Here is a 24,568-nt window from a genome sequence, read left to right on the forward strand (position 1 = left end):
CATCATTAATTTATTGAAGGGGAAAGTTATCCCATGATGGCTTATAAATGGCGAATAAAGTACTTCGTCGCAGTAATACTTTTTAAAAGAGGAGGTTAGCGTAAATAAAAAAGGCACACCTTATTAGGCATGCCTTTTTATGGTTAATTAATCGTTAAGGATTAATGTAACGCTGAAATATATTTAGATAGTAAATCGATATCTTCATCAGTTAACTTACCTGAAATATCTGACATCATATTATTTGGTGAGTTATGACGTAGGTTATCACGGAAACCGATAAGTTGAGCTTTGATATAAGCAGGGTGTTGACCTGATATTTTAGGGAATTTAGCTAACTCTAAACCGTTACCTCGTGGGCCATGACAAGCTGTACAACCAGGGATTGCACGTTCTTTATCGCCACCCATGTAGAAGTTTTTACCTGCTTTCGCCACTTCTTCTGAAACAGTTTCTGGTGTGCTTGTTTGTGAAGCGAAATAAGCAGCTAAATCTTCCATATCTTGCTCTGAAAGTGCTGTTACCATGCCTAACATAATTGCATTTTCACGTTCACCGCTTTTAAATTCTTGTAATTGTTTTACAAGGTAAGATGAATGTTGTCCTGCTATTTTTGGATATAGATCAGATGGACTGTTACCGTCGGGGCCATGACAAGCTGCACACACCGCCGATTTAGTTTTCCCTGCATCTATGTCGCCTTGTGCTTGAGCGATATTCATAAAGCTCAATACTGCGATTATTGCTACTAATAATTTATTCATAACTATCCAATCTAATTCTTAAAGTTGTTATTTTAGGGGGGCTACATTATGTTACAATATGCGTAAATAAAGCTTGTGTAGTTTACACAGGTTTTCAGAAAAATAACAATTTTGCTACGCAAACATATGAGGCATATCGTGGAATTTCCAAAAATACATTTTCAAAAAGCGCATTTTTTAATTAGTGCACCTGATATTCGCCATCTAGATAAACATTTGCCAGTAGAAAGTGGGATTGAAGTTGCCTTTGCTGGTCGATCTAATGCGGGCAAATCCAGTGCATTAAACCGCCTTACCCGTCAAAAAAGTTTAGCAAGAACCAGTAAAACACCTGGTCGTACACAATTAATCAATGTGTTTGAAGTAGAAGAAGGAAAAAGATTAATCGATTTACCAGGTTATGGTTTTGCAAAAGTACCGTTAGCCATGAAATTGAAATGGCAAAAGTCATTAGGTGAATACTTGCAAGAACGAGAGTCATTAAAAGGACTGGTTGTTTTGATGGATGTTCGCCATCCTTTTAAAGATCTCGATCAACAGTTAATTTTTTGGGCTATTGATGCCAATATTCCTGTTCTAGCGTTGTTAACGAAAGCCGATAAATTAAAACAAGGTGCACGTAAAGCGACTTTGTTGAAAATGCGTGAAGAAGCAGAGAACTTTGAAGGTGACGTACAAGTTGAATTGTTCTCATCTTTAAAAGGGTTCGGTGTTGATATCTTGGAACGTAAAATAGCGCAGTGGTACGGAGAGCATGATTTATTAGATGCTGAAACGCCTGAAGAAAGTGCTGAAGACGATATAACAGAAACTAGCGAGTAGTTTAGTTATTCATTAGTTAATACTGCCGTATGATACTTTACGGCAGTATGTTTACATCCCTTCCCTGAACCATTCCGATTTATAGTTTAGTTCTCTCCATAACGACTCTTTTCTACTCATGATCTCACTTATTATTTGAATCTAAGTAACGTTATTGTTGAATAATATTATTCATTAAGAATGTTATTCAGCAATTATTAATAAATTGAGTTCATCATTATGAGTTCATGCAGGCTCGGTAGGGTATTTTCATTATAAAATGTGCGCCTTTTGTTTCAATGACATATTCAATATCACCTTTAAACAACTGACTAACAATATTGTAAACAATATGAGTGCCTAACCCACTACCACCTGCGCCTTTCTTTGAAGTAACAAAAGGATCAAATATACGATCTGACACATCTTCTGACACACCTTTACCCGTATCTTGATAATCAATGACTAGTGTTTCGCCATGTAATTCAATATCAATAAATATATTTCGTTCGCCTGACCATTCATGAAAACCATGAATGATAGAGTTAATGATGAGGTTTGAATAAATTTGTACAAAGCTTCCAGGGAAACTGTAGATAAATAAATCATTAGGGCAAACAATATTAACGGTCGCCTTACTTTGTTTTATTTTATGTTTTAAAGAAGTAACAACTTGTTCTACATTTTCTTTTAAATTAAAGGAGTAACAAGACTCTGAAGACTGATCAACGGCAACCTGTTTGAAGCTGCTGATCAAATCTGCTGCTCTTTTTAAGTTATTGTTAAGTAGTTTGCTTGATTCCGTAAATTGACAAATAAAGGTATCTAAATGTGCTCGTGAAAGTTGATCGACTTCTAACTCTTGCTTTAAGGTCGAGACCTCTTCTTGTAATGCAGAGGCTGCTGTAACACTAATGCCAATAGGTGTATTAATCTCATGAGCTACGCCCGCGACTAAACTGCCTAATGATGCCATTTTCTTAGATTCAACCAGAGTTTGCTGAGTGCGTTTCAACTGTTCAACGGTTTGTACCATTTGTGTATTACTCGCCGTTAATGCTGCAGTTCTTTTTGTTACTTTTTCTTCTAATTGATCATTAAGCAATAAAATCTCCTGCTCAACTTGTTTTTGCGGCGTAATATCGTGCCCAAAACCAATCAGATATTTAATATCCATTCCTTCATAAAAAGCAGAGAAGGTCCAAAGCAAAGTATTCACTTCCCCCATTTGGTCATGCATATTAATTTCAATACTATACAAAGGTTCGTTGTCTGATAATTTTTCTTGTAATTCTGTTCGGCGATCTTCTAATACAAAAATATCTAACCAGCTTTTTTGGTTTAATTCTTCTTGCGAATAACCAGTAAGAATAACGGCAGCTGGGTTAATCGTTGCTATTTTAAAGTCAGCATCTAGACAACAAATAATAGTGCTTGAAGAGTTAATGATGGTGGCTGAAAAGTCACGTTCTTGTTGTAGTTCATTAATCGCAATTTCTTTATCAGTTAATTCCGCAACAATACGCTTTTGCATTTTATTGAGTAGGTATACTAATTCATCTAGCTCATCACTTGCAGAGGTCATATTACGTTTACGTCCATCTAGGACTAAGTTTTTATTATGAGAAGAGAGTTTGATATTACGTGTATAGAGCGCAATTTTATTGATATGCCTAATGACCATGTAATAGATAATGAATAAAATACAGATTGAAACAATCATGATTCTAATTGTTTGGTTTATTAGAATCATTAATGACTTGTCGATTAATTGCTTATAAATCTGATCTAATGATGCGGCAACGAACAATGTTCCCACTACTTGTTTCTGATGGATTAAATCAAATTTTTGGCTGATGTCATATTCGTCTTTAATAACACCTTGGTGTGAAATAGCGACTTCAGTATTACCAACTACTTCATAGACTTTCACATACTGCATATAAGGTAAATTCATGATGCCTTTACTTTGAATTTCTATCTGTTCTTTATCAAAGTTCCAGAGGCTGGTAGCGAGTGGTTCAACAAAGCTAGATTCAACTTGTTCAATACTGGCATCAATTTTGGTGAGATCGTTTTGATAATCTAATAATAACTGTACCAAGGTGATGATAATCGCGAGAGCAAAACTACACATTAAAATATAAGAAAGTAAACGAATAGATAAACTATGTTTAATTCTAAAGGGTTGTAATTTTATTAACGATTTCATTTTTTTTATCAGCATTGATGTGAATCCATTACCTAATTATATATAGAAATAGCCATTGTTTTACACACTTTTCAGTTGATTGTCAGTTAGTAAGTAGACTTTATGATGAACTCGACCGTTTAGAAGTAAATATATATGGGGTTGTCATTACCCAATACCTTGAATTTTAGCATTGATGGCCGCATATTATTAGTTCCTTCTCAGATAAGATGAATGCTATGACTACAATAAAAGACTCAAGCTTAACAAAAACCGATGGCCTTCCTTTTTTTAGTGATCTCAACATCAATGAAATTGAGCCCATCGTTAAACAAACGATTACAGATAACAAAGCGCTAATTGAACAAAAATTAGCAGAAATAGATAATTATACTTGGGACAATTTTGTCGCAGTATTAGATGAAGCAGATGACCACCTAGGTAAATTATGGTCTCCAATCTCACATATGAATGCAGTAGTAAGTAATGATGAGTTACGTGCTGCACATGATGCTTGCATTGGTTTATTTTCAGAATACGGCACCTTTGTAGGCCAACATCAAGGCTTGTATGAAGCCTATTTAAGTATTGCCAACAGTGCAGAATTTGCTGAGTTAAAAGATGAACAACAAAAAGTAATTGAAAATGCAATACGTGATTTTAAGTTAGCGGGTATTGCATTAAGCGATGAGAAAAAACAACGTTACGGTGAAATTAAACAGCAGCTTTCACAATTACAGTCTTCTTTCAGTAACAATGTAATGGATGCAACGATTGCTTGGAGCAAGTTAGTGTCTGATGTAGATGCATTAGCAGGCTTACCAAAAACAGCGATTGCAGCAGCAAAACAAGCGGCAGAAGAAAAAGAACTAGAAGGTTATTTATTCACACTAGATTTTCCAAGTTACCTAGCTGTGATGTCGTATGCAGAGAACCGTGAATTACGTAAAGAGGTGTATACCGCTTTTGCAACACGCGCCTCTGACCAAGGACCTAACGCGAACGAATTTGATAACAGTGAGAATATCGAACAAATATTAGCGCTACGCCATGAACTTGCTCAATTGTTAGACTTTAATGATTTTGGTGAATATAGCCTCGCGACAAAAATGGCTGAGAAACCATCTCAAGTAATTGATTTTTTAAGCGAGTTAGCTGATAAGTCAATACTGCAAGCGAGACAAGAGCGTGACCAAGTATTGGCTTTTGCAAAAGAAAAAGACGGTATAGATGATTTACAGTCATGGGACTTAAGTTACTACGCAGAGCTATTAAAACAGCAACGTTACAATATTTCAGATGAGCAATTACGCCCTTACTTCCCTGAAAGTAAAGTGGTCTCGGGTTTATTTGATGTCGTACACCGCCTATTTGATTTAAATATCAAAGAATCTAAAGATGTTGATGTTTGGCATAAAGATGCACGTTTCTTTAAAATTTATAATCGCCAAAAAGAACACATTGGTAGTTTCTACTTAGACTTATATGCGCGTGCCCACAAACGTGGTGGTGCTTGGATGCAAGATTGTCGTTCACGTCGTCGCCAAGTAGACGGTAGCTTACAATTACCTGTTGCTTACTTAACATGTAACTTCAATAAGCCCGTTGGCGATCAAGAAGCGTTATTTACACATAATGAAGTTGTAACGTTATTCCACGAATTTGGTCACGGTATTCACCACATGTTAACTAAAGTTGAATCGTCAGGTGTGTCTGGTATCAGCGGCGTGCCTTGGGATGCAGTGGAATTACCAAGTCAGTTCTTAGAAAACTGGTGTTGGGAGCCTGAAGCATTAGCTCTGATTTCTGGTCATGTTGATACTAGTGATATATTGCCGGCTGATCTACTGAAAAAAATGCTAGAAGCTAAAAACTATAACAGTGCGTTACAAATGATGCGCCAACTTGAATTTTCACTGTTTGATTTTATTTTGCACCATGATTATAAAGTGGGTGAAGTAGGGCAAGTGCAACGTGTATTAGCTGAAGTTCGCGCTAAAGTAGCAGTGATAGAAGCGCCTGAATTTAATCGTTTCCAGCATAGCTTTAGCCATATTTTTGCTGGTGGTTATGCAGCTGGTTATTACAGTTATAAATGGGCTGAAGTGTTATCTGCAGATGCATTCTCTCGTTTTGAAGAAACGGGAATTTTCAATGCAGAAACGGGACGCTCATTTTTAACAAATATCCTTGAGAAAGGGGGGAGTGAAGCGCCAATGACCTTGTTTAAAAACTTTATGGGACGTGAACCATCAATCGAAGCGTTATTACGTCACTCAGGTATTCGTTAGTCACAAAACTGCTTTAAATACGCAATAAAAAAAGGGCTTAAAGTTAATGACTTTAAGCCCTTTTTGTTTATTAGTTATTTTATTAACTATTAAATTACTTAGTGTTTACCACTCGATTCCTGGTTGTGCTTTTACGCCACCTTTAAAGGCATGCTTTTCAGCTAGAATAAGACTGTAAGTATCTACTGCGTCAATTAATTCTTGCTTAGGACCACGACCTGTTAATACCACGTTCATATTTTTAGGGCGATTTTTTAACGCATCTAAAGTCGGTTGAATCTGAAGATATTCATATTTAAACATGTAAGTGATTTCATCTAAAATAATCAGATTGTATTTTTCATCAGCCATTAATTCAGCGGCTTTATCCCAGGCTTTTTGTGCGCTGTCGATGTCATTTTGTCTATTTTGAGTTTCCCATGTAAAGCCATCACCCATGGTGTACCAATCAACATTGTCATGGCTATTAAAGAACTTTTCTTCACCCGTTGACATAGCACCTTTTAAGAATTGAACAACAGCCACTTTATGACCATGGCCTAAAGAACGCGCTAACATACCAAATGCAGAACTACTTTTGCCTTTTCCTGGGCCAGCCAGAAGAATACTTACACCACGTACTTCCGTTGCTGCTGCAATTTTTTGATCTTGTTTTTCTTTAACCGCTTTCATTCTCTTTAAATGTTTTTCTTCTGAATTTCTATCCGTCGCCATGTTCTTTTCCTCATTAACAATATAAAACCTGCGTTGGCAGGCTTTATGACTTAATTAACAAAATATAAATTACGTTAATTAAAGGTAAGTAAATTTATTTGATTAACTTTATCACAGAATCTAACTGAAACTATTCCAAATACTATTGTGTCATACATGGTGGTAATGTTCGGGAGCGATATTTGCCCAAAGTCTTGGTGTGGATGCTGCGATAACGAATAAAACACCACCGATAATCTGACTGTGCAATCAATACTGTTTGTGTGAATTCATTAAAATGTCAATTTAGTTTAAATCTATTCCAATCATATCGACTAAACTTTGTGATCTAACGGTTGTAATCTACAATGTTTTCAATAAATAATGAAGTGAATCTAACTTAGAACAATCTGATTTAAGCTCTCATTAAAAAGCAATTTCCCTTGTAAGGTCATAATGAAAAAATTAATAATTGTATTCGTCGCTGTTTTTTGCGTTTTATTATCAGGTATTTATTTTGTTGGCGAAATGGCCAAAACAGAAATACAAAAACAAATAAATCAATCTAATAACTCATTACTAACAATGGAATTGTTAAGTTATCAAAAATACTTCTTCTCAGCGAAAGCTGAAATGAAAGTATCCATCGAGTTGGAAGGACAAGTGCCATTAGAGCTACTGGTCCATTCGGATATTAGTCATTATCCTTATAAAGCTTTATTGGTTAATTACATCAATCTTGTCGACCCTGTATTAGAGAAAAAGGTGGTCGCGTTCTTTCAAACTAAAGATTGGTTGATTTCTCAAGAAGAAATTAATTTGCTAGGTAATATGAGCGGCAAAATTGCTTTAGCGAAAGGTGAGTTGATTAAACAAAAGAAACGTTTTAATACTGCGCCATTAAACTTTACTTATGAATATAACGTTGAAGAAAAACAAGGCTCCTTTGATATTGATTGGGCTGGGATGGATGGAAACATTTACGATGAAACATTTTCAGTTAAAGACCTATCATTACAGGCTTCTTTTACTCAAGTAAAGAACAGCGATTTACTTGATTATCAATATAACCTTGAAGTTGATCAAGTAGCGTTTATCAAACGATTACATCGTTTATCTATGAAAGCTATTTCGCTCGAAGGGGCAAGTGAAATAAGTGCAGATAAATTAACAGTGGATACTGATACTAATTGGAAAATAGAAAAGTTTCAAAATGGCGCAGATACCTTTTCCAATAATCATATCAATCTCGCATTTTCAGAGCTTAATTTAATTGCTTTAACTAAACTTAAATCAAACCTTGAAGAGACAACATTGATGCGTCAGGCATTCGGTCATTTAGTAAGTTTAGGTGCAATTATTGACTTAAAAACCCTCTATTCTGAAACTCCTTGGGGTGAAGTGAATAGCCAATTTAAAATGAATATTCAAGCTGGTGTTGCTGGTGATGAAGTGCTGAGTAACCCATTAGTTTTGATTGATTATACTAATGGAGAGTTGAACTTGAACTTACCGAAAAAGTTATCAGAGCAAGCGGATGTTGGCGGACTACTACAAGTTGGTATTCTAACAGGCGTATTGAAAGAGCAAAATGAAACACTTGTTTTAGAATCGACTTTAGATAGAGGTGAGTTAACAGTAAATGGCAATGTTCTTCCTCTGTAGAGGGGGAGCTTATTGTAATAAAGGCTGTAATAAAGACTGTAATGAGTTGTCATTAAATCAATAGCGAGTCACTTTAACTATAAACCTCAATGTGTCTCGCTACTTTTAAAAGCAGAGTTCAAAAACTAGCGCAAATAAGGATTGCTAATTTTCTCTCTGCCAATGGTGGTGGTTGGACCGTGACCGGGAAATACCAATGTTTCTTCAGGCAAAGTTAATAACTTCTGTTTAATACCTGATATGAGTTGCTGATGATTGCCTCGTGGAAAATCAGAACGACCAACAGCACCGTTAAATAAAATATCACCAACAATAATCTGCTTACTGACCGCATCAAAAAGGGTAATGTGACCTGGAGTATGACCTGGAATATGTAATACGCTGAGTTTTATATTACCCACTTCAACGTGATCTCCTTCTTCTAACCATTGTGTTGGTAAAAAGCTTGTTGCCTTAGGGAAACCAAACATTTTGCTTTGTTGCTCTAATTCATTTAACCAAAATGCATCTTCTTTTTCTGGGCCAATTACTGGAATATTTAACGTTTCAGCTAATGCTTCTGTACCACCAACATGATCTAGATGACCATGCGTTAGTATGATTTTATCCACAATGACATTGTGATTCTTAACCGCGCTTAAAATGCGTTCAACTTCTCCACCCGGATCGATGATCGCCGCTTTCTTTGTTACTTCACAAATTACTAAACTGCAGTTCTGTTGATAAGGGGTGACGGGAATAACCACTACTTTCATTTTTAATCCTCAAAAAACCAAAGGCAACACTGGGTTGCCTTATTATTCAGCTATTTATCATTAAGCTACTTATTCTTAAACACTTTACTATTACAATAGAGAGTACTATTTTGTTTAAACTTGAGTTAGGTTTTTCTTTTTAACTTCAACGGCTTTAGCAAGATGAATATGATTCATTACATGGACTAATGCTTTTGCTGACGATTCGATAATATCAGTTGATAAACCAATACCATGGAATTTTTGTCCATTATAAGCAGCAACAATATCTACTTGGCCTAGCGCATCTTTACCTTCACCTTTACTCGTTATTTTATAAGAACTCATATCGATATCTAATCCTGAAATACGCATTAAACATTGATAAGTCGCATCAATAGGGCCGTTACCAGTTGCTGCCTCAACAACGCGTTCATTTTCACCTATTTGCATCACCACTGTTGCAGTAGCTACCACGCTAGTGCCTGATTGTACGTTGATGCTTGATAGTTTGTAATGTTCATGTTGATTTTCAATTTGATTAAAGAACATTAATGCTTCTAAGTCGTAATCAAAGACTTGGCCTTTTTTATCAGCTAACGCTAGGAAGCTTGTGTATAACGCTTCTAAATCGTAATCCGTGTCGCGGTAACCTAGTTCTTGCATGCGATGTTGAATAACATGACGGCCAGATCGAGACGTTAAGTTTAATTTGTTGGTTAAAATACCCACGCTTTCTGGTGTGATGATTTCGTAAGTATTTTGCGCTTTTAATACACCATCTTGATGAATACCTGATGAATGAGAGAAGGCATTAGCCCCTACAATCGCTTTATTCGATTGAATCGGCATATTACAAATTTGGCTAACTAATTGGCTTGTACGGGCAATTTCAATTGGGTTGATATTGGTCTTGTAACCCATTTTAGCTTGGCGTGTATGTAAAATCATTGCCACTTCTTCAAGTGAGCAGTTACCTGCGCGTTCTCCAATCCCATTCATTGTACATTCAATTTGGCGTGCACCATTTTCAACTGCAGTGATCGAGTTGGCAACGGACATACCTAAGTCATCATGACAATGAACAGATATCACCGCCTGATCAATATTAGGGACGCGATCAAATAGTGTTTTAATAATCCCGCCAAATTCACTTGGATAAGTATAACCAACGGTATCTGGAATATTAATGGTACTCGCGCCGGCTTTAATGGCTTGCTCAACCATTCTGCATAAATTATCAATGGGTGTTCTGCCTGCATCTTCACAAGAAAACTCAACATCATCAGTAAAATTACGGGCATATTTAACCGCATTTACGGCCATTTCTAGGACATCGTCAAAAGTACGTTTTAATTTACTTTCTACATGAATAGTCGACGTTGAAATGAAGGTATGAATACGAAAAGCATCTGCGACTTTTAACGCTTCAGCGGCAGTATCAATATCTTTTGGTAAGGCGCGAGATAATGCACAGACTCGGCTATTTTTTATTTCGCGTGCAATTGTTTGTACTGATTCAAAGTCACCAGGAGATGAAATAGGAAAACCGACTTCCATAATATCAACCCCTAAACGCTCTAGTGCAAAGGCAATCTTAAGTTTTTCTTTCACTGTCAGGCTCGCGCTTAAAGCCTGTTCACCGTCACGTAAAGTAGTATCGAAAATAATAACTTGTTCAGACATAAAGCATTCCTTTTAGTGGTATTCATTTTTGATAGGTATAAAAAAACCCGCACAATGTACGGGTTTCAGAGTCTCAGCTAGGTTTCTTCAGCTACTCGTCACCCATACGCTTTATGCGTCAGGAGTAAACTTGGCAGTAGTGAGTGTAATAGCGTCATCGGCTTACCTAAATATGTTGATAATGAGTTAGATTATTAATAATGTTGTTTTTTTAATCATGAATGAATAATTACGTTTTTTAAATTATGCGTCAAGTACTCATTATTGTAAGCGAGATAAAGACCGCAGTGTTTGTAGCGTTTTATTTGTATGAATAAAGACGTATTATCGAGTAGATAATTAGAGAGGTAACAAATTATGAGCGAATTTAAAAAGCCATCGCAAGAAGTATTAAAGCAACAATTAAACGATCTTCAATATCAAGTGACCCAAGAAGAGGGAACTGAGCCTCCTTTTAATAATTTATATTGGGATAATACGGCAGAAGGTATTTATGTTGATATTGTGTCAGGAGAGCCTTTATTCAGTTCGTTAGATAAGTTTGATGCCCATTGTGGTTGGCCAAGTTTTACGCAGCCGATTGCACAAGCAGAGTTGACGGAAAAAATAGACACTAAGCTATTTTCGCAACGCACCGAAGTCAGAAGTGTCGATGCAGATTCTCATCTCGGACACGTCTTTGATGACGGACCAGCACCGACAGGTTTACGTTACTGTATCAACTCTGCTTCGTTACGTTTTATTGAAAAAGAGAAAATGGCCGAACAAGGTTATACAGATTTATTAAATTTGTTTGAATAAAAATAATCTTATTTAACAATCCGTCAGAATAAGTGCCGTGACTTCCTTGGTTGCGAAAGAGGGGAGATAAAACGAAGCGTTATATCGCTTATTAGTATGTGAAAATAGTATTCAAAGTAAGTTTGAATACTATTAACTACATCATTAACTACATCATTAACTACACTAGTAACTATAAATCATGCATAACAGAGGTTTACGGCTATTATAGCGTTGATATTTAACACCTAATTCTTCAGGTAATTGTGCAGGTTGGTAAAGTGTAAAACCAAGCTTTTCATAAAACACTTGTAAGTGTGGATAAGGAAAGCAATAAATACTCTGTTGTTGTGTTGTTAATAAATGGGTAATCAGCAAGCTTGCTAGGCCTTGTTTACGATGTTCTTCTAAACAAGCGACTCCAGTTAATAGCAAACTACCTTGTACTTCTTTTAAACGTGCAGCACACAGTATTTGGTTTGTTTTCAATACAAATACTTGTTCACTTTTATTCGCAAGGCCCTTTTTATAAACCTGTTTATAAAATTGATTAACTAAAGGAATATATTCTTTTTGTAACTGGCTGAATTGCAGTGAGTTAATGTCCATTTAAAGTCCGATCGTTTGTTTCAGGTGCTTGATAAGGTAAACTAGTTATTCGTCACTGGCTTAGCAACACTTCTCATTAAAAAAATCAGTGCAGCCATATTACGCCATAAGGTTTTATCATGATTGAAAAAAACAGCTCGCTCAAGACTTTTAATAGCTTTTCAATTGATGCCCATGCGCATCTCCTTTTTCATTTTCAGCAATTATCTGAAGTACCTCAATTATTGGCATTAATTAAAAAAACACGTACAGCTAACAAACCTATTTTAGTGCTAGGTGGTGGAAGCAATACGCTATTTTGTGATGACTTTAGTGGTTTAGTGATCAAAGTTGAATTAATGGGCATTAATCAAAGTGAAAATGAGCAAAACTATTTATTACAAGTCGCTGCGGGCGAAGATTGGCATGAACTGGTAGAAAGTACCGTAGAGCAAGGTGTTTATGGCTTAGAGAATCTTGCATTGATTCCTGGTGTAGTAGGCGCAGCACCCGTACAGAACATTGGTGCTTATGGTGTTGAATTCAAAGATTTCTGCACGAGTGTTGATTATATTGATTTGGAAGAGGGCACACTTAAAACCCTTAGCAATGAAGGTTGTTTATTTGCTTACCGAGACAGTATTTTTAAAGGTGAATTAAAAGATCGTGCATTAATTACGTCGGTTTCACTTAAATTACCGAAACAATGGCAAGCTCATTGCCGATACGGCTTATTACAAGGGCTTGATGAAACTGAATCATCAGTGAGTGCGCAACAAATTTTTGATAGTGTTTGTCGTATTCGCAGTGAAAAATTACCCGATCCTAACATCTTAGGTAATGCTGGTAGCTTCTTTAAAAATCCTATTGTTAGTGACAACCTGAGTGAACAACTGTTATCTCATCACCCTGATATGCCACATTATCCACAGAATGATGGAACAGTGAAATTGGCAGCAGGCTGGTTAATTGACCAATGTGGTTTAAAAGGTAAAAAAATAGGCGGCGCAGCGGTTCATTTACAGCAAGCATTAGTGCTTATTAACGAAGATGGCAAAGCAACAGCATCCGATGTGATTCAATTAGCATGGCATGTTAGAGAGCAAGTATTACAAAAGTTTGCGGTATTGTTAGAGCATGAAGTTCGATTTATTGATGCGCAAGGTGAAACCAATTTGCTACAGGTAATAGAAAATGTCTGAATTAAATGAAAAAGGTAATCAACTCATTGCTTTGCTCGCTGATGGTGAGTTTCACTCTGGTGAAAAAATTGGTGAGTTGCTAGGGGTATCAAGAACCTCGGTTAATAACTACATCAAAGCATTACAAGAGATAGGGTTAGATATCTATAAAGTCACCGGCAAAGGTTATTGCAGTGCTATTCCCCTGACTTTATTAAATCAACACATCATTAAACAAGTGAGTGGCGTTGATAATGTTCATGTGGAGCAAATTCTTGAATCTACTAACCAATATTTGTTGGATAAATTACCGAACATAAGCAACGGTCAAACTTGTATCGCGGAATACCAAGCAGCAGGGCGAGGTCGCAGAGGTAGAGAATGGGTTTCTCCTTTTGCTTCTCATTTATATTTTTCAATGTATTGGCGTTTAGAAGCCGGTATAGAGAAAGCATCGGGTTTAAGTTTGCTGGTGGGTATTGCAACGGTTAATGCGTTAGAAAAGCTAGGATTATCTGGTATAGGGTTAAAATGGCCTAATGATCTTTATTATCAAGGTAAAAAGCTCGCAGGTATTTTGATAGAGTTAAACGCACAGGCATCGGATGTTTGTCATAGTGTGATAGGTATTGGTATTAATGTGAGGATGCCTGAGCAGCAAGGTAAATTAATTGACCAACCTTGGACAGACTTAAATAGTATCAGTACACAACCTGTTGATCGTAATCAGTTGTCTGGTTTACTTATTAAAGAACTACACACGTTATTAAGTGATTATGAAGAAAAAGGCTTAACTCCATTTCTAGATCGTTGGTTTGAATTAGATTACTTCCTTAATAAACAAGTTAACTTAATTGTTGCCGATAATGTACAAACGGGCATTTGCAGAGGTATTAATGAGCAAGGTGCTTTATTACTAGAAATAGGCAATGAAATAAAACCGTACATTGGTGGTGAAATATCCTTACGTTTGGCGAATAATTAGACTAAAAACAGCAAATTGATTTTTTTTTAAGCAAACAATCAAAAAACTACTATTTATTTCTAAGAAAGACTTGCAAGGAGTGCTCAAGTTCTTTAATATTCGCGGCACTTAGACAGCGCCGACTTAGCTCAGTAGGTAGAGCAACTGACTTGTAATCAGTAGGTCACCAGTTCGACTCCGGTAGTCGGCACCATCTAAGTACTGGAGGGGTTCCCGAGTGGCCAAAGGGAACAGATTGTAAATCTGTCGCGAAAGCTTCGGTGGTTCGAATCCACCTCCCTCCACCATATTTTATCTCACTTGTCACAGTGAGTCAGTAAATAACAATGCACAGCATTGTTTTTTGCTTTGTAGCTTACGCTACTTGATGCAAGATTTGCGGGCATCGTATAATGGCTATTACTCCAGCCTTCCAAGCTGATAATGCGGGTTCGATTCCCGCTGCCCGCTCCAAGTTTTCTTCTTATGAAGAGCAAAAAAACCAAGCACTTGTGCTTGGTTTTTTTGTTTCTGCAGTTCCAAAAATATCAATTTAGATCAAATATGGCCCATTTGTAGACCAAGATAATTTGGACTACAAAATCAACTTGCTCATCATGTTTTTATATTTTGAATATTTATCTGTATTTGAATCCAAAGTCCTTGGATTCAAATCATAAGTTCAATCAAGAAAAATAATATTATTTATCTTCCTCGATTTCTTCATTTACATCATCAGCTAATTTTTTCATCAATCTAATTTAATGTATTAAATTTAGTTACATTAACTTTAAAAATAGAAGTTAATGTGCGAAGTTAAGTTACATTAATTGATTAAATTACTATTAATGAGTAAAGTTATACACATTATTAATTGAAGATAATGGGTGGTGGTGACAGAATGAATCAAGATAACCTAACAATCCAAGCTTTCTTGGGTAGAGAATGGATTGATATAGCGACTCTTTCGTTTAGGCATACAGATGGTGTCCCATATAAAGGGACACTGCTTGAGTATGAATTTACTTACACTGTTGTAAACCCGAACTGTGATGATCACCATGCTGTTTCTATTAATTATCCCGTGGTGATGATGGAAATATATATTGATGCTAATGGGTTACTTACCTTTATAGATGACATTATACCTAGTGGCTCAAGCCGAGACTTCTTGGTTCGTCATTTGGGGATATCTGATAGTTCGATTGATGCACAACACTTTATACTTCTTAGTACTAGCACTAATGCCCCTATTGGTAACTTGAGGATTAAAGAGTCTTTATCACATAACGTAGATGATGGAGAAGCAGTTGGTCAACATTTTACTCTTGAGCATGTGATAGATAAGTCATCTGATTTTTTAGAATATGCGCAAGAAAGGGGGGCCGCCTGTGGTGGTGCAACTGGTGCTGGTGGTGCTGCACCTAAGTTACTTGTGCGTCTAAATGATGCTAATCAGGTGTGGATTGATAACCTTCAATTAAATAACTCTACAGATATTCATTACTTGGTGAAGTTCCCTAGAGGGAAAACGAGTATTGATAGTGATATTTTAAGGGCTGAATACCATTTCTATCATGAGTTGCATGCCATGGGCTTTGATACTATTCCTATTGCAGATATGAGGCTTGAAGAAGGTGTGCATGTACCATCTTTGTGGCTACCTCGTTTTGATATAGAAATGGATAGTATCGGAGTGGCTAAACGCTATGGTATGGAGTCTCTTTACTCAATATTGAAGCAACGTTCGGGTGCTTATATTGATCACAACGATGCTATTGATGAGGTGATCCGAAAGGTTTTAGATAGTGACATGCTTCTTCAAAATCCTGACTTTCATTTTGATGTAGCTGCGTTTGTGACTGAATGGGTAAAGCGCGACTTATTAAATATTATATTTGGTAACAGTGATAATCATGGGCGTAACACTTCTTTCTTGAGGGATGAAAAGAGTATTAGGTTTTCGCCTATATATGATTTTGCGCCCATGAAAGCTGATCCGGAGGGGATTACACGGCTGACTAAGTGGGCTTCTCCTATGGAAAAGGGCGGTGAATATGATTTTGGGGCTATCGCGCAGTCTTTGGAAGTTTATGTTGCACCGGCAAAGTTAATGGCGGAATTACAAAATACCGCTAAAGATTTACTTACTCTTAAGGCTCGTCTTGCTGTTCGTGGAGTGCCACCAGCTATTTTAAATCATCCTGGCATTGGCTTTAATTATGTTGAAGATAAATTGAAAAGATGGGGTCTGTTATGAGAAGCAAACATACAATGATGTTGGTTAATCAAGTGACTGAAAGAGAGCAGGCAGTGAAAAAGTTGCCTGGTGATACGGGCAAGCGGAACATGAAGGTGAGTTCGACTGGTAAGCAGGTGGAGATAGACACGAGTCGCGATTATGATCCACTGCTTGCTCCTACCAAGCGTAGGGTGGCTAAAAAGGTCGTACCAGGTAGAGTAACTCATAAGGATGTGCTTAAGCTCGTCACTCGGGCAATTATGAGAAGCTTGTTGCTAGGAGAAATTACTTATGGTGACGCTTTAAGACTGTTACGCTTAGAGGTGCTTAATATGAAGCAACAAGATTATGCCAATATGGTAAGCGTATCTCGTAAGACGATTTCTGATATAGAGAATGGTAGCAAGATGCCAAGTGCAGATGTTATCAATAAGGTATTTAAGCCTTTTGGTCTTGAGCTTGGCTTGGTTCCTAAGAGTAAGAGTGTTTTGCGCGATATATTGAGTGGCGATGGTGATTCATTCTAACCAGAATGCAGGTGAAGCAAGAGCATCAATATTTAAACTATTTATAATTGTTGTGGTAGGGCATTGTCAAGGGCGGTACCCTCAGTTAACAGCTTAGCCAATTGTTATTCTGCACAAATCATCATCCATACCGTTTGGCTTTATCATCGTTTTACACTGAGCTTTCGTGATATTGAAGAATTGCTCGCCTTGAGATGAATTGTTGTCACTTATGAATCGATTCGCCATCGGTGTAAAAAAAACGGTAATATTTAGAGCCATTTTAAACTTTCAAAAAATAGCTCGATTAAATTAAAAACATTTATTTAATGCTGTTTATCTAAGGCTGAGAGCAGTTAAGTAAGGTATTCATATCTTTTATCAAAAGCTCGTTAACTTCTTCGTTAGATAGGTTTTCAAAACAAATAAATTGAATAAAGCGTGCATTTTGTAATTGAAATAATGCTTTGGCTAGTTCATAAGGTGATATTTGTTTAGATATCTGACCCTTCTCTTGTAGCTTTTCTAGCGGAGCGATTAATTCGATTGCAAGCTTGTGATCTAAAGAAATATAATTTCGGCTAAAATACGGGTGATTACTATTAAATGATGCGGCAAGGATTTCACGCCAAATATCATTATTTAAATAGTGCGTTCTTATTCGGCTAAAGTGCCTAAAGCTGTCAGTGAGTTATCACGCTGGTTACGTGCTGAATTTCAAGGCAATTAGACATTCAACACTATGTTTCATTCATGATATCAATGAATTTTTTAACTATTTGATTATGCTTCACTTCTTTTTTGGAGATGAGGCTTATATCTGAATTAAAATGAAACGTATCGGGCAGGATAGGTTTCATCATGTTTTTTTCAATCCAATAAGAGGCATAATGATCGGGTAAAAATCCTATATAGGTCCCAGTAAGGATTAAAAAGGCGATGCCTTCATGGTCTGATGCTGTTGCAGTGCAGCGTAAACGCTCATGCAACGTTATTGCCTCAGGTATCATGCGGTGATTCGTAATGATTGTATTTGTTTCCTTTAATTCATCAGTTGTTATCGCATTATTAGTAAAAAGAGGGTGCTCGTGACTGCAATAAAGAAAATAAGATTCACTATAAAGAGGTTGATATTCTAGCCCAGAAGAATGGTTGTAAGGCGCTGCACCTAAGTGAAAACGCCCATCCAGAATGCCTTTCTCAATATCATTAGGGGTTGTCATGGTTATGTTAATATTAATTTTTTCACTCATTTGACGTATTTTTCTTAATGTGTGGGTAATTAACATTTGTGGTTGTGATACTAGGTTATTGATTAATCCAATATTAAGCTCGCCTCGTAAGTCATTATTTATTTCATTAACATCATTTCGAAACGATTCAATAGACGCCAAAAAAACCTCTGCCGACTCTAATACGGCAGCACCTTCATCTGTCAGGGTAAATCCACCGCGCCCACGATAACAAAGTCGCATATTCAAACGCTTTTCTAAGCTACTCATTTGTAAAGAGATTGCTGACTTTGTAATCCCTAATACGGATTCTGCAGCGGTGAACCCTCCACATTCAACAACGGTTTTGAAAATACGAATTAACTTAATATCAAAATCTGTAATTTGATTAACTAACGGCTTTTTCTTAAAGTTTTGCATTTCTATAACTTAAGTAAAGTAAATTTGAATTTAACTTAACTTACTCCTGTGAGATAAAAGATCCATCAATTATTTATTTAATTAAAAGTTAATAGGGATGATGGAAATGGACAAAAATAATTTCAGTGAAGAGATTGAGTTAGATTCTGCACACGTTTGGCACCATATGACTCAACACTCTAATAGCAAGCCCCCTATGTTTGTTAAGGGTGAAGGGTCTTATTTATGGAATGCGGATGGCGTGCGTTTTTTAGATGCGACTTCAGGCGGTGTATGGTGTGTTAATGTTGGCTATGGTCGTGAAACTATTGCTGAAGCGGTTAAAGAAAATCTCATTCAACTAAATTATTCTGCTGGTTCTACAGGCACGCCTATCGCGAGTAAATTTGCAGCAAAACTATTAAGTTATATGCCAGGACTACATCGTGTTTATTATTCTAATTCCGGTTCAGAGGCCAATGAAAAAGCTTATAAAATGGTGCGCCAAATTTCAGAAAAATTCTACAACGGTAAAAAATCAAAAATACTCTACCGTGATCGTGATTATCACGGAACGACTATCACCTGCTTAAGTTCTTCTGGTCAGGAAGAGCGTAAAAATCAGTATGGACCTTTCACACCAGGTTTTGTTGAGTTTCCACATTGTTGTGAGTATCGCAGCCAGTATGGTGATGTTGATAATTACGCCGAGCTATCACTTAATGCATTAGAAAAAATCATCCTTGCGGAAGATCCTGACACTATAGGCGCTATCGTCGTTGAGCCGATTACTGCCGGTGGTGGCGTCATTGTTCCACCTGAAGGTTATTTCAAAGGCGTAGAAGCGCTTTGTCGTAAGTACAATATATTGCTTCATATTGATGAAGTGGTTTGTGGTTTAGGTCGAACAGGTAAATGGTTTGGTTATCAGCATTTTGATATTCAACCAGACATCGTCACCATGGCTAAAGGACTTGCTTCAGCTTATGCCGCTATTTCTTGTACGGTTGTTTCTGAGGATGTATTTAAAAAATTAAATGACCGACCTGATGAGCGTGAAAGTTACTTCCGCGATATTAGTACATTTGGTGGTTGTACAGCAGGCCCAGCAGCGGCTTTAGAAAACATAGCCATTATAGAACGAGAAGGCTTGGTAGAAAATTCAGAGGTTATTGGTGACTATTTACTGAATAACTTATCTTTACTCATGAACAAGCATCAAGTTATTGGTGATGTTCGAGGTAAAGGGTTATTTCTTGGGTTAGAGCTCGTTAAAGATCGAGTGACTAAAGAGCCGATGGAAGAGACTATGCTAATGAAAGTGGTTGCGCATTGTAGTAAAAATGGCGTGTTAATTGGCCGTACAAATCGTTCTTTTAGAAAATATAATAATACATTGTGTTTGAGCCCGATGTTGACGCTTACTAAAGAGCAAGCTGATGTTATCACGGAAGCTATTGATAACGCTTTAGCCGATTTATAAGCCCTATACGTTAGAGCGATGACTCCTTTAACGTTTTTCACAGATCAACATGAAATAGAATATTTAATGAATTAGGTAAAAATTTAATGACGTTACCTAATCAAACACTATAAAAATTTAATGATATAAACTTTGGAGTATCAAATGACGAACGTAATCGGCCATCTAATTGGCGGGAAATTAGTAAATGATAGTACTGAACGTACACAAGATGTATTTAATCCTGCAACCGGTGAAGTAAGTTGTCAGGTTTCTTTAGCGTCTAAAAAGACAGTAGAGCAAGCTATCAAAGAAGCACAAGCTGCTTTTCCTGGCTGGCGTAATACACAGCCGATTAAACGTGCACGAGTGATGTTTCGCTTTAAAGAATTACTTGAGCAAAATGCAGAACATATTTGTAAGTTGATTGGCCAAGAACATGGCAAAATTTCACATGATGCAGCCGGTGAATTACAACGTGGTATCGAAAATGTTGAGTATGCTTGTGGGGCTCCGGAATTATTAAAAGGTGAGCACAGTAAAAATGTCGGACCTAATATCGATTCATGGAGTGAGTTTCAACCTCTTGGCGTAGTGGCAGGTATTACACCATTTAACTTCCCGGCTATGGTACCGATGTGGATGTTTCCATTAGCGATTGTTTGTGGGAACTGTTTCATTTTAAAGCCTTCTGAACGTGATCCAAGCTCAACATTATTTATCGCTAAATTATTAACAGAAGCAGGTTTACCTGACGGCGTAATGAGTGTGGTTAATGGCGATAAAGAAGCCGTTGATGCATTGATAGAGTCCCCTCTAGTAAAAGCGATCAGCTTTGTAGGCTCTACGCCTATCGCAGAAACTATCTATGCAAAAGCGAGCGCTAATGGTAAACGTTGCCAAGCATTAGGTGGCGCAAAAAACCACGCTATTATCATGCCTGATGCTGATATGGATAATGCAGTTAACCAATTAACAGGGGCTGCATTTGGCTCGTCGGGTGAGCGTTGTATGGCGTTATCAGTTGCGGTTACCGTTGGTAAGCAAGCGGGCGATACGTTTGTAGGAAAAATGACTGATGCGATGCAAGGCTTGAAAGTCGGTGACTATGATACTGCTACGAATGATTTTGGTCCTGTGATTAGTAAAGCACATAAAGAGAAAGTAGTAGGTTTTATAAATAGTGCTAAGCAACAAGGTGCAAAAATTATTGTTGATGGTACACAAATTTCAGTCAAAGGATTTGAAGACGGTTATTTTGTTGGTGCAACATTAATTGATGATGTGACGCCTGAAATGGACAGCTATAAAGCAGAAATATTTGGTCCTGTGTTGCAAGTGATTCGTGTAGACACCATGGAAGAGGCGATGCAGTTAATTAATGACCATGAGTATGGTAACGGTACTTGTATCTTTACACGTGATGGTGAAGCTGCGCGATATTTCTCAGATAATATTGAAGTCGGTATGGTTGGGGTTAATGTTCCTTTACCTGTGCCTGTTGCTTATCACAGCTTTGGTGGCTGGAAACGTTCATTATTCGGTGATTTACATGCATATGGCCCTGATGGCGTGCGTTTTTATACTAAACGCAAAACAGTTACTCAACGCTGGCCTTCAAGTGGATTACGTGAAGGTGTTAACTTCGCATTCCCAAGCTAATTATATAGATTAAAGTACGTACCTCATTTTAATGTTGAATTAAGTGAGGTACTTGAACGGCATGCCACTTAAGGTTAGTTGATAGATTAATTATTTATCTGCTAGCCTCTTTTCAATTCAACGCTTATTGAGTTTTTCATTTTGAATGAAACCGGTATAAATAACCTCAGTTTTGGATAAGCAAAGCGATATAACACCGCTATTTCTGTGGATTCCTGCGTTAAATTACCCCTCAAGCCCCCATTCTTGCTTTAATCATCCGCCTTGAACTGCGCAAAAACTAACGGCACTGACTAGTTAAAAATATAGTCTTATGCATTTTAAATGCAATTCCGCCTCATTAACCAGAATTGAGGTTAAAGATATTTGTTAAATCTGATTATCAGTGTTTTTTTCTGAGTTTTTTAAGCTAACGTTTCTTATCTGCATTATTTCAGTAATATCATGATGCTTTTTATATTGCTTTGCTTGTTGCCTTATCCAATCCCTAAAAAATATTATTTCGGGACGTTCAATTAATTTTTTTAAGTAAACCAGATACATTCCATCATCTTCAATGACATGACCAAATAAAGGAACAAGGCGACCGCTTTTAATGGCTGTTGAAACTAATGAGTGCCTTCCTAATGCCACCCCTTGGCCATCAATGGCTGCCTGAACAATTAAATCTAATTGGTTGAATTTATAGCCTTCATTTGCATCTATATTTTTTATATTTAGCTCTGATAACCAACGGTGCCAAGATGTCGATAATTTAGCTTGAGGCACTGAGTCATGTAGTAATGTGACTCCTCTTAAATCATCAGGTGTTAATAGAGGATGTTTCTTTAGTAACTCGGGGCTTGCAACGGGATATATATAATCTTGAAAGAGTAATTCTTTTTTCATCGTGGGATGATCACTAAGCCGATGATAAATACCGATGTCCGCTTCTTTATTTTGAAAGTTTGGTACAGCAAAACTAACGTTTAAGTTGACATCAATTTCAGGGTGGGTTTCATAAAATTCATTAATACGGGGCATTAACCAACAACTAGTAAAAGAAGGTAAGCAATAAAGTTCAAGTCGCATTTTTGGGGTACTATAATCGAGACGATTAATTGTTTGCAACATCTCATTTAATGCAAAAGAGACCGATTGAAATAATTGTTCTCCATTAATGGTCAGTTTTAGCGGTTTTCGTTCAAAGACTTTATAGTTTAATACTTCTTCAAGTAAGGTTATTTTTTGACTGACTGCACTCTGAGAAACACAAAGTTCTTCTGCCGCTATGGTGAAATTTAAGTGGCGTGCGGCACATTCAAAATAGCGTAATGCTTCTAAGGATGGTAGTCGAGTTATCAAATTCAAACCTCATTTTATTAATATTGTTATCGTAAATTATATACCAGACACCTTTAATTAGGGTATTTGTTAATGCCTTTACTTCACTTTCTATTCTATTGCTTCATCATTTTTTATTAATGTAGACCCTGTAAATAATTCTGTGTGGGATAACTTGTTATTGCCCGCTTCATTATTGGATCGAAAAACTAACGTATTTGACTATATATTTCGTTCCTTTGTTCATTTTACTCATCTTTTTATATCAATAGATCATCCGTTTTATTGCACTTAAATCATGCATTTTAACGTACCTATTTATATTTTTATTCTCCAATTTACAGGCATTCTGACCTTTATTTAAGGTGAGGAGATACGGGTTCGATTAAGTGCGCTAATTGCACCGATATAAAGCATTAGCCAAGCTTATCTTTAACCATTAGAAATGGTTACTGTCAGATAAGTAAGAATTAATGCAGTATATTATTCAAGCAATTAAACCATTTAATGATTAGGGACTATCGTTATGAAAAATATATTATCACCACTAAAATTAACGCTGATATCAGTAAGTTTATTATGCTCAGCTTTCACATCAACCGCTCAAGCTGATTTACTTGACGATATAAAAGCGAAAGGCGAAATTATCATTGCAACAGAAGCTCGTTTTGCACCTTTTGAAATGCTCGATGGAGGAAAAGTAGTTGGGTACGGTAAAGATGTTCTTGATGAAGTCTTAAAGGATTTACCGGGTGTCGAACTGACGCTTTTAGATTTACCTTTTCAAGGCATTTTAGCTGGGTTGAGTGCTGAACGTTATGACTTTGTGACTGCAACGTTAACCATTACAAAAAAACGTTCAGAAAAATATGCTTTTACGTACCCTATCTCTTCAGCTGCAATTGCAATATTAAAGCGTAAAGGTGATGAGAGAATTATGAAACCTGAAGATATGGAAGGTATGGTTATTGGCACACAAGCTGGTTCTGCACATAATAACATTATCGAAACCTTTGAAAAAGAAACCCTCCAAGCAACTGGTTCAGGGTACAAGTCAATGAAGCAATTTACTGATTATAATGAAGCATATGCTGCTTTAGCATCAAGACGTGTAGATGCTGTGCCACAAGCATTACCAAACTTAGCGCCAATTATTAAAGAACGTCCTGATATGTTTGAGATTATACAACCATCTTTTGGCCCTGAAACCTATTATGGCTGGGTCGGAAGAAAAGATAAAAACTCTGCAACGCTAGTACAATTCTTTAGTGATGGTATCGAAAAATTACAAAAGAGCGGCAAGTTAGCTGAACTGCAACAAAAATGGTTTGGATTCACAATGGAGTTACCTGTTGGCATAGTCCCTGAGCCTAAATCTTAGGGAATCAATGAAGGTAAACCTTT

18 protein-coding genes, 3 tRNA genes and 2 pseudogenes are annotated in these 24,568 nt (G+C 36.8%); 15 read left to right on the forward strand and 8 right to left on the reverse strand.

The features are described 5' to 3' along the window. Positions 1-161: 161 nt before the first annotated feature. Positions 162-722: a c-type cytochrome gene (locus Q0794_RS00960; RefSeq protein WP_298939578.1), complete on the reverse strand. Its 561-nt coding sequence runs from the start codon at positions 720-722 to the stop codon at positions 162-164. 180 nt (positions 723-902) lie between these two features. On the opposite strand from Q0794_RS00960, the gene yihA reads away from it, so the two are divergent. Further along, entirely contained in the window at positions 903-1,586 is a 684-nt protein-coding gene (yihA, locus tag Q0794_RS00965; protein ID WP_298939511.1) for a ribosome biogenesis GTP-binding protein YihA/YsxC, read from the forward strand. 217 nt (positions 1,587-1,803) lie between these two features. Here the strand turns inward: yihA and Q0794_RS00970 are convergent, their stop codons facing one another. Then, positions 1,804-3,792, reverse strand: a complete 1,989-nt coding sequence (locus Q0794_RS00970) for an ATP-binding protein (protein ID WP_298939514.1) — start codon at positions 3,790-3,792, stop codon at positions 1,804-1,806. 203 nt (positions 3,793-3,995) lie between these two features. Here Q0794_RS00970 and prlC point away from each other — a divergent pair, with 203 nt between their 5' ends. Continuing rightward, a complete protein-coding gene (prlC, locus tag Q0794_RS00975; RefSeq protein ID WP_298939517.1) occupies positions 3,996-6,047 on the forward strand; it encodes an oligopeptidase A in 2,052 nt (683 codons plus the stop codon). Positions 6,048-6,152: 105 nt separating this feature from the next. Here prlC and cobO read toward each other — a convergent pair whose 3' ends face one another. Then, on the reverse strand, positions 6,153-6,761 hold the full coding sequence (cobO, locus tag Q0794_RS00980) for a cob(I)yrinic acid a,c-diamide adenosyltransferase (RefSeq protein WP_298939519.1): 609 nt from the start codon (positions 6,759-6,761) through the stop codon (positions 6,153-6,155). A 435-nt stretch (positions 6,762-7,196) separates the two neighbouring features. Here cobO and Q0794_RS00985 point away from each other — a divergent pair, with 435 nt between their 5' ends. After that, positions 7,197-8,405, forward strand: coding sequence for a DUF945 family protein (locus Q0794_RS00985; protein ID WP_298939522.1), 1,209 nt, complete (start codon positions 7,197-7,199; stop codon positions 8,403-8,405). A gap of 125 nt (positions 8,406-8,530) precedes the next feature. On the opposite strand, the gene Q0794_RS00990 is transcribed toward Q0794_RS00985, so the two are convergent. Together Q0794_RS00990 and leuA are read right to left on the reverse strand one after the other, a co-directional pair. Continuing rightward, a complete protein-coding gene (locus Q0794_RS00990) occupies positions 8,531-9,160 on the reverse strand; it encodes an MBL fold metallo-hydrolase (RefSeq protein ID WP_298939524.1) in 630 nt (209 codons plus the stop codon). Between the two features lie 114 nt (positions 9,161-9,274). Continuing rightward, positions 9,275-10,825: a 2-isopropylmalate synthase gene (leuA, locus tag Q0794_RS00995; RefSeq protein ID WP_298939525.1), complete on the reverse strand. Its 1,551-nt coding sequence runs from the start codon at positions 10,823-10,825 to the stop codon at positions 9,275-9,277. 366 nt (positions 10,826-11,191) lie between these two features. Here leuA and msrB point away from each other — a divergent pair. Next, a pseudogene (gene msrB, locus Q0794_RS01000) lies at positions 11,192-11,626 on the forward strand (peptide-methionine (R)-S-oxide reductase MsrB); the annotation flags it as partial. A gap of 165 nt (positions 11,627-11,791) precedes the next feature. On the opposite strand, the gene Q0794_RS01005 reads toward msrB, so the two are convergent. After that, positions 11,792-12,214 (reverse strand): GNAT family N-acetyltransferase, encoded by a 423-nt coding sequence (locus Q0794_RS01005; protein WP_298939527.1) that lies wholly within the window; start codon positions 12,212-12,214, stop codon positions 11,792-11,794. A 119-nt stretch (positions 12,215-12,333) separates the two neighbouring features. Between Q0794_RS01005 and murB the strand changes: the two genes are divergently transcribed. The 8 genes and pseudogenes from murB to Q0794_RS01045 all read left to right on the forward strand — a co-directional run. Beyond that, positions 12,334-13,395 (forward strand): UDP-N-acetylmuramate dehydrogenase, encoded by a 1,062-nt coding sequence (murB, locus tag Q0794_RS01010; protein WP_298939529.1) that lies wholly within the window; start codon positions 12,334-12,336, stop codon positions 13,393-13,395. Then, positions 13,388-14,359 carry a bifunctional biotin--[acetyl-CoA-carboxylase] ligase/biotin operon repressor BirA gene (birA, locus tag Q0794_RS01015; RefSeq protein WP_298939531.1) on the forward strand — a complete coding sequence of 324 codons (972 nt, stop codon included), beginning with the start codon at positions 13,388-13,390 and terminating at the stop codon, positions 14,357-14,359. Before murB ends, birA begins: the two co-directional genes overlap by 8 nt. A 117-nt stretch (positions 14,360-14,476) precedes the next feature. Beyond that, positions 14,477-14,552: transfer RNA gene (locus Q0794_RS01020), tRNA-Thr, on the forward strand. A gap of 10 nt (positions 14,553-14,562) precedes the next feature. Continuing rightward, positions 14,563-14,646, forward strand: a tRNA-Tyr gene (locus Q0794_RS01025). Positions 14,647-14,737: 91 nt separating this feature from the next. Continuing rightward, positions 14,738-14,812: transfer RNA gene (locus tag Q0794_RS01030), tRNA-Gly, on the forward strand. 427 nt (positions 14,813-15,239) lie between these two features. Further along, positions 15,240-16,598, forward strand: a complete 1,359-nt coding sequence (locus Q0794_RS01035) for a HipA domain-containing protein (RefSeq protein ID WP_298939532.1) — start codon at positions 15,240-15,242, stop codon at positions 16,596-16,598. After that, positions 16,595-17,107 (forward strand): helix-turn-helix transcriptional regulator, encoded by a 513-nt coding sequence (locus Q0794_RS01040; protein ID WP_298939534.1) that lies wholly within the window; start codon positions 16,595-16,597, stop codon positions 17,105-17,107. The genes Q0794_RS01035 and Q0794_RS01040 overlap by 4 nt, the downstream gene beginning before the upstream one ends. Before the next feature lie 117 nt (positions 17,108-17,224). After that, positions 17,225-17,302, forward strand: a pseudogene (locus Q0794_RS01045) (IS6 family transposase); the annotation flags it as partial. A 524-nt stretch (positions 17,303-17,826) separates the two neighbouring features. Here the strand turns inward: Q0794_RS01045 and Q0794_RS01050 are convergent. After that, positions 17,827-18,738 (reverse strand): LysR family transcriptional regulator, encoded by a 912-nt coding sequence (locus Q0794_RS01050; RefSeq protein ID WP_298939535.1) that lies wholly within the window; start codon positions 18,736-18,738, stop codon positions 17,827-17,829. A 106-nt stretch (positions 18,739-18,844) separates the two neighbouring features. Here Q0794_RS01050 and Q0794_RS01055 point away from each other — a divergent pair, with 106 nt between their 5' ends. Next, on the forward strand, positions 18,845-20,200 hold the full coding sequence (locus tag Q0794_RS01055; protein ID WP_298939536.1) for an aminotransferase class III-fold pyridoxal phosphate-dependent enzyme: 1,356 nt from the start codon (positions 18,845-18,847) through the stop codon (positions 20,198-20,200). A 144-nt stretch (positions 20,201-20,344) separates the two neighbouring features. Next, positions 20,345-21,841 carry a CoA-acylating methylmalonate-semialdehyde dehydrogenase gene (locus Q0794_RS01060; RefSeq protein WP_298939537.1) on the forward strand — a complete coding sequence of 499 codons (1,497 nt, stop codon included), beginning with the start codon at positions 20,345-20,347 and terminating at the stop codon, positions 21,839-21,841. 369 nt (positions 21,842-22,210) lie between these two features. Here the strand turns inward: Q0794_RS01060 and Q0794_RS01065 are convergent, their stop codons facing one another. Then, positions 22,211-23,185, reverse strand: a complete 975-nt coding sequence (locus tag Q0794_RS01065; protein ID WP_298939538.1) for a LysR substrate-binding domain-containing protein — start codon at positions 23,183-23,185, stop codon at positions 22,211-22,213. 505 nt (positions 23,186-23,690) lie between these two features. Between Q0794_RS01065 and Q0794_RS01070 the strand changes: the two genes are divergently transcribed. Next, positions 23,691-24,545 (forward strand): transporter substrate-binding domain-containing protein, encoded by an 855-nt coding sequence (locus tag Q0794_RS01070; protein ID WP_298939539.1) that lies wholly within the window; start codon positions 23,691-23,693, stop codon positions 24,543-24,545. Positions 24,546-24,568: the final 23 nt, after the last annotated feature.

The organism is uncultured Psychromonas sp. (assembly GCF_947489755.1).
In the GTDB taxonomy this organism is placed as follows: Bacteria; Pseudomonadota; Gammaproteobacteria; order Enterobacterales; family Psychromonadaceae; genus Psychromonas.

Coding starts and splice junctions, on each gene's coding strand:
- Q0794_RS00960 (WP_298939578.1), bottom strand. CDS start 722: ATGAATATCGCTCAAGCACAAGGCGACATAGATGCAGGGAAAACTAAA.
- Q0794_RS00970 (WP_298939514.1), bottom strand. CDS start 3,792: ATGCTGATAAAAAAAATGAAATCGTTAATAAAATTACAACCCTTTAGA.
- prlC (WP_298939517.1), top strand. CDS start 3,996: ATGACTACAATAAAAGACTCAAGCTTAACAAAAACCGATGGCCTTCCT.
- cobO (WP_298939519.1), bottom strand. CDS start 6,761: ATGGCGACGGATAGAAATTCAGAAGAAAAACATTTAAAGAGAATGAAA.
- Q0794_RS00985 (WP_298939522.1), top strand. CDS start 7,197: ATGAAAAAATTAATAATTGTATTCGTCGCTGTTTTTTGCGTTTTATTA.
- Q0794_RS00990 (WP_298939524.1), bottom strand. CDS start 9,160: ATGAAAGTAGTGGTTATTCCCGTCACCCCTTATCAACAGAACTGCAGT.
- leuA (WP_298939525.1), bottom strand. CDS start 10,825: ATGTCTGAACAAGTTATTATTTTCGATACTACTTTACGTGACGGTGAA.
- Q0794_RS01005 (WP_298939527.1), bottom strand. CDS start 12,214: ATGGACATTAACTCACTGCAATTCAGCCAGTTACAAAAAGAATATATT.
- murB (WP_298939529.1), top strand. CDS start 12,334: ATGATTGAAAAAAACAGCTCGCTCAAGACTTTTAATAGCTTTTCAATT.
- birA (WP_298939531.1), top strand. CDS start 13,388: ATGTCTGAATTAAATGAAAAAGGTAATCAACTCATTGCTTTGCTCGCT.
- Q0794_RS01035 (WP_298939532.1), top strand. CDS start 15,240: ATGAATCAAGATAACCTAACAATCCAAGCTTTCTTGGGTAGAGAATGG.
- Q0794_RS01040 (WP_298939534.1), top strand. CDS start 16,595: ATGAGAAGCAAACATACAATGATGTTGGTTAATCAAGTGACTGAAAGA.
- Q0794_RS01050 (WP_298939535.1), bottom strand. CDS start 18,738: ATGCAAAACTTTAAGAAAAAGCCGTTAGTTAATCAAATTACAGATTTT.
- Q0794_RS01055 (WP_298939536.1), top strand. CDS start 18,845: ATGGACAAAAATAATTTCAGTGAAGAGATTGAGTTAGATTCTGCACAC.
- Q0794_RS01060 (WP_298939537.1), top strand. CDS start 20,345: ATGACGAACGTAATCGGCCATCTAATTGGCGGGAAATTAGTAAATGAT.
- Q0794_RS01070 (WP_298939539.1), top strand. CDS start 23,691: ATGAAAAATATATTATCACCACTAAAATTAACGCTGATATCAGTAAGT.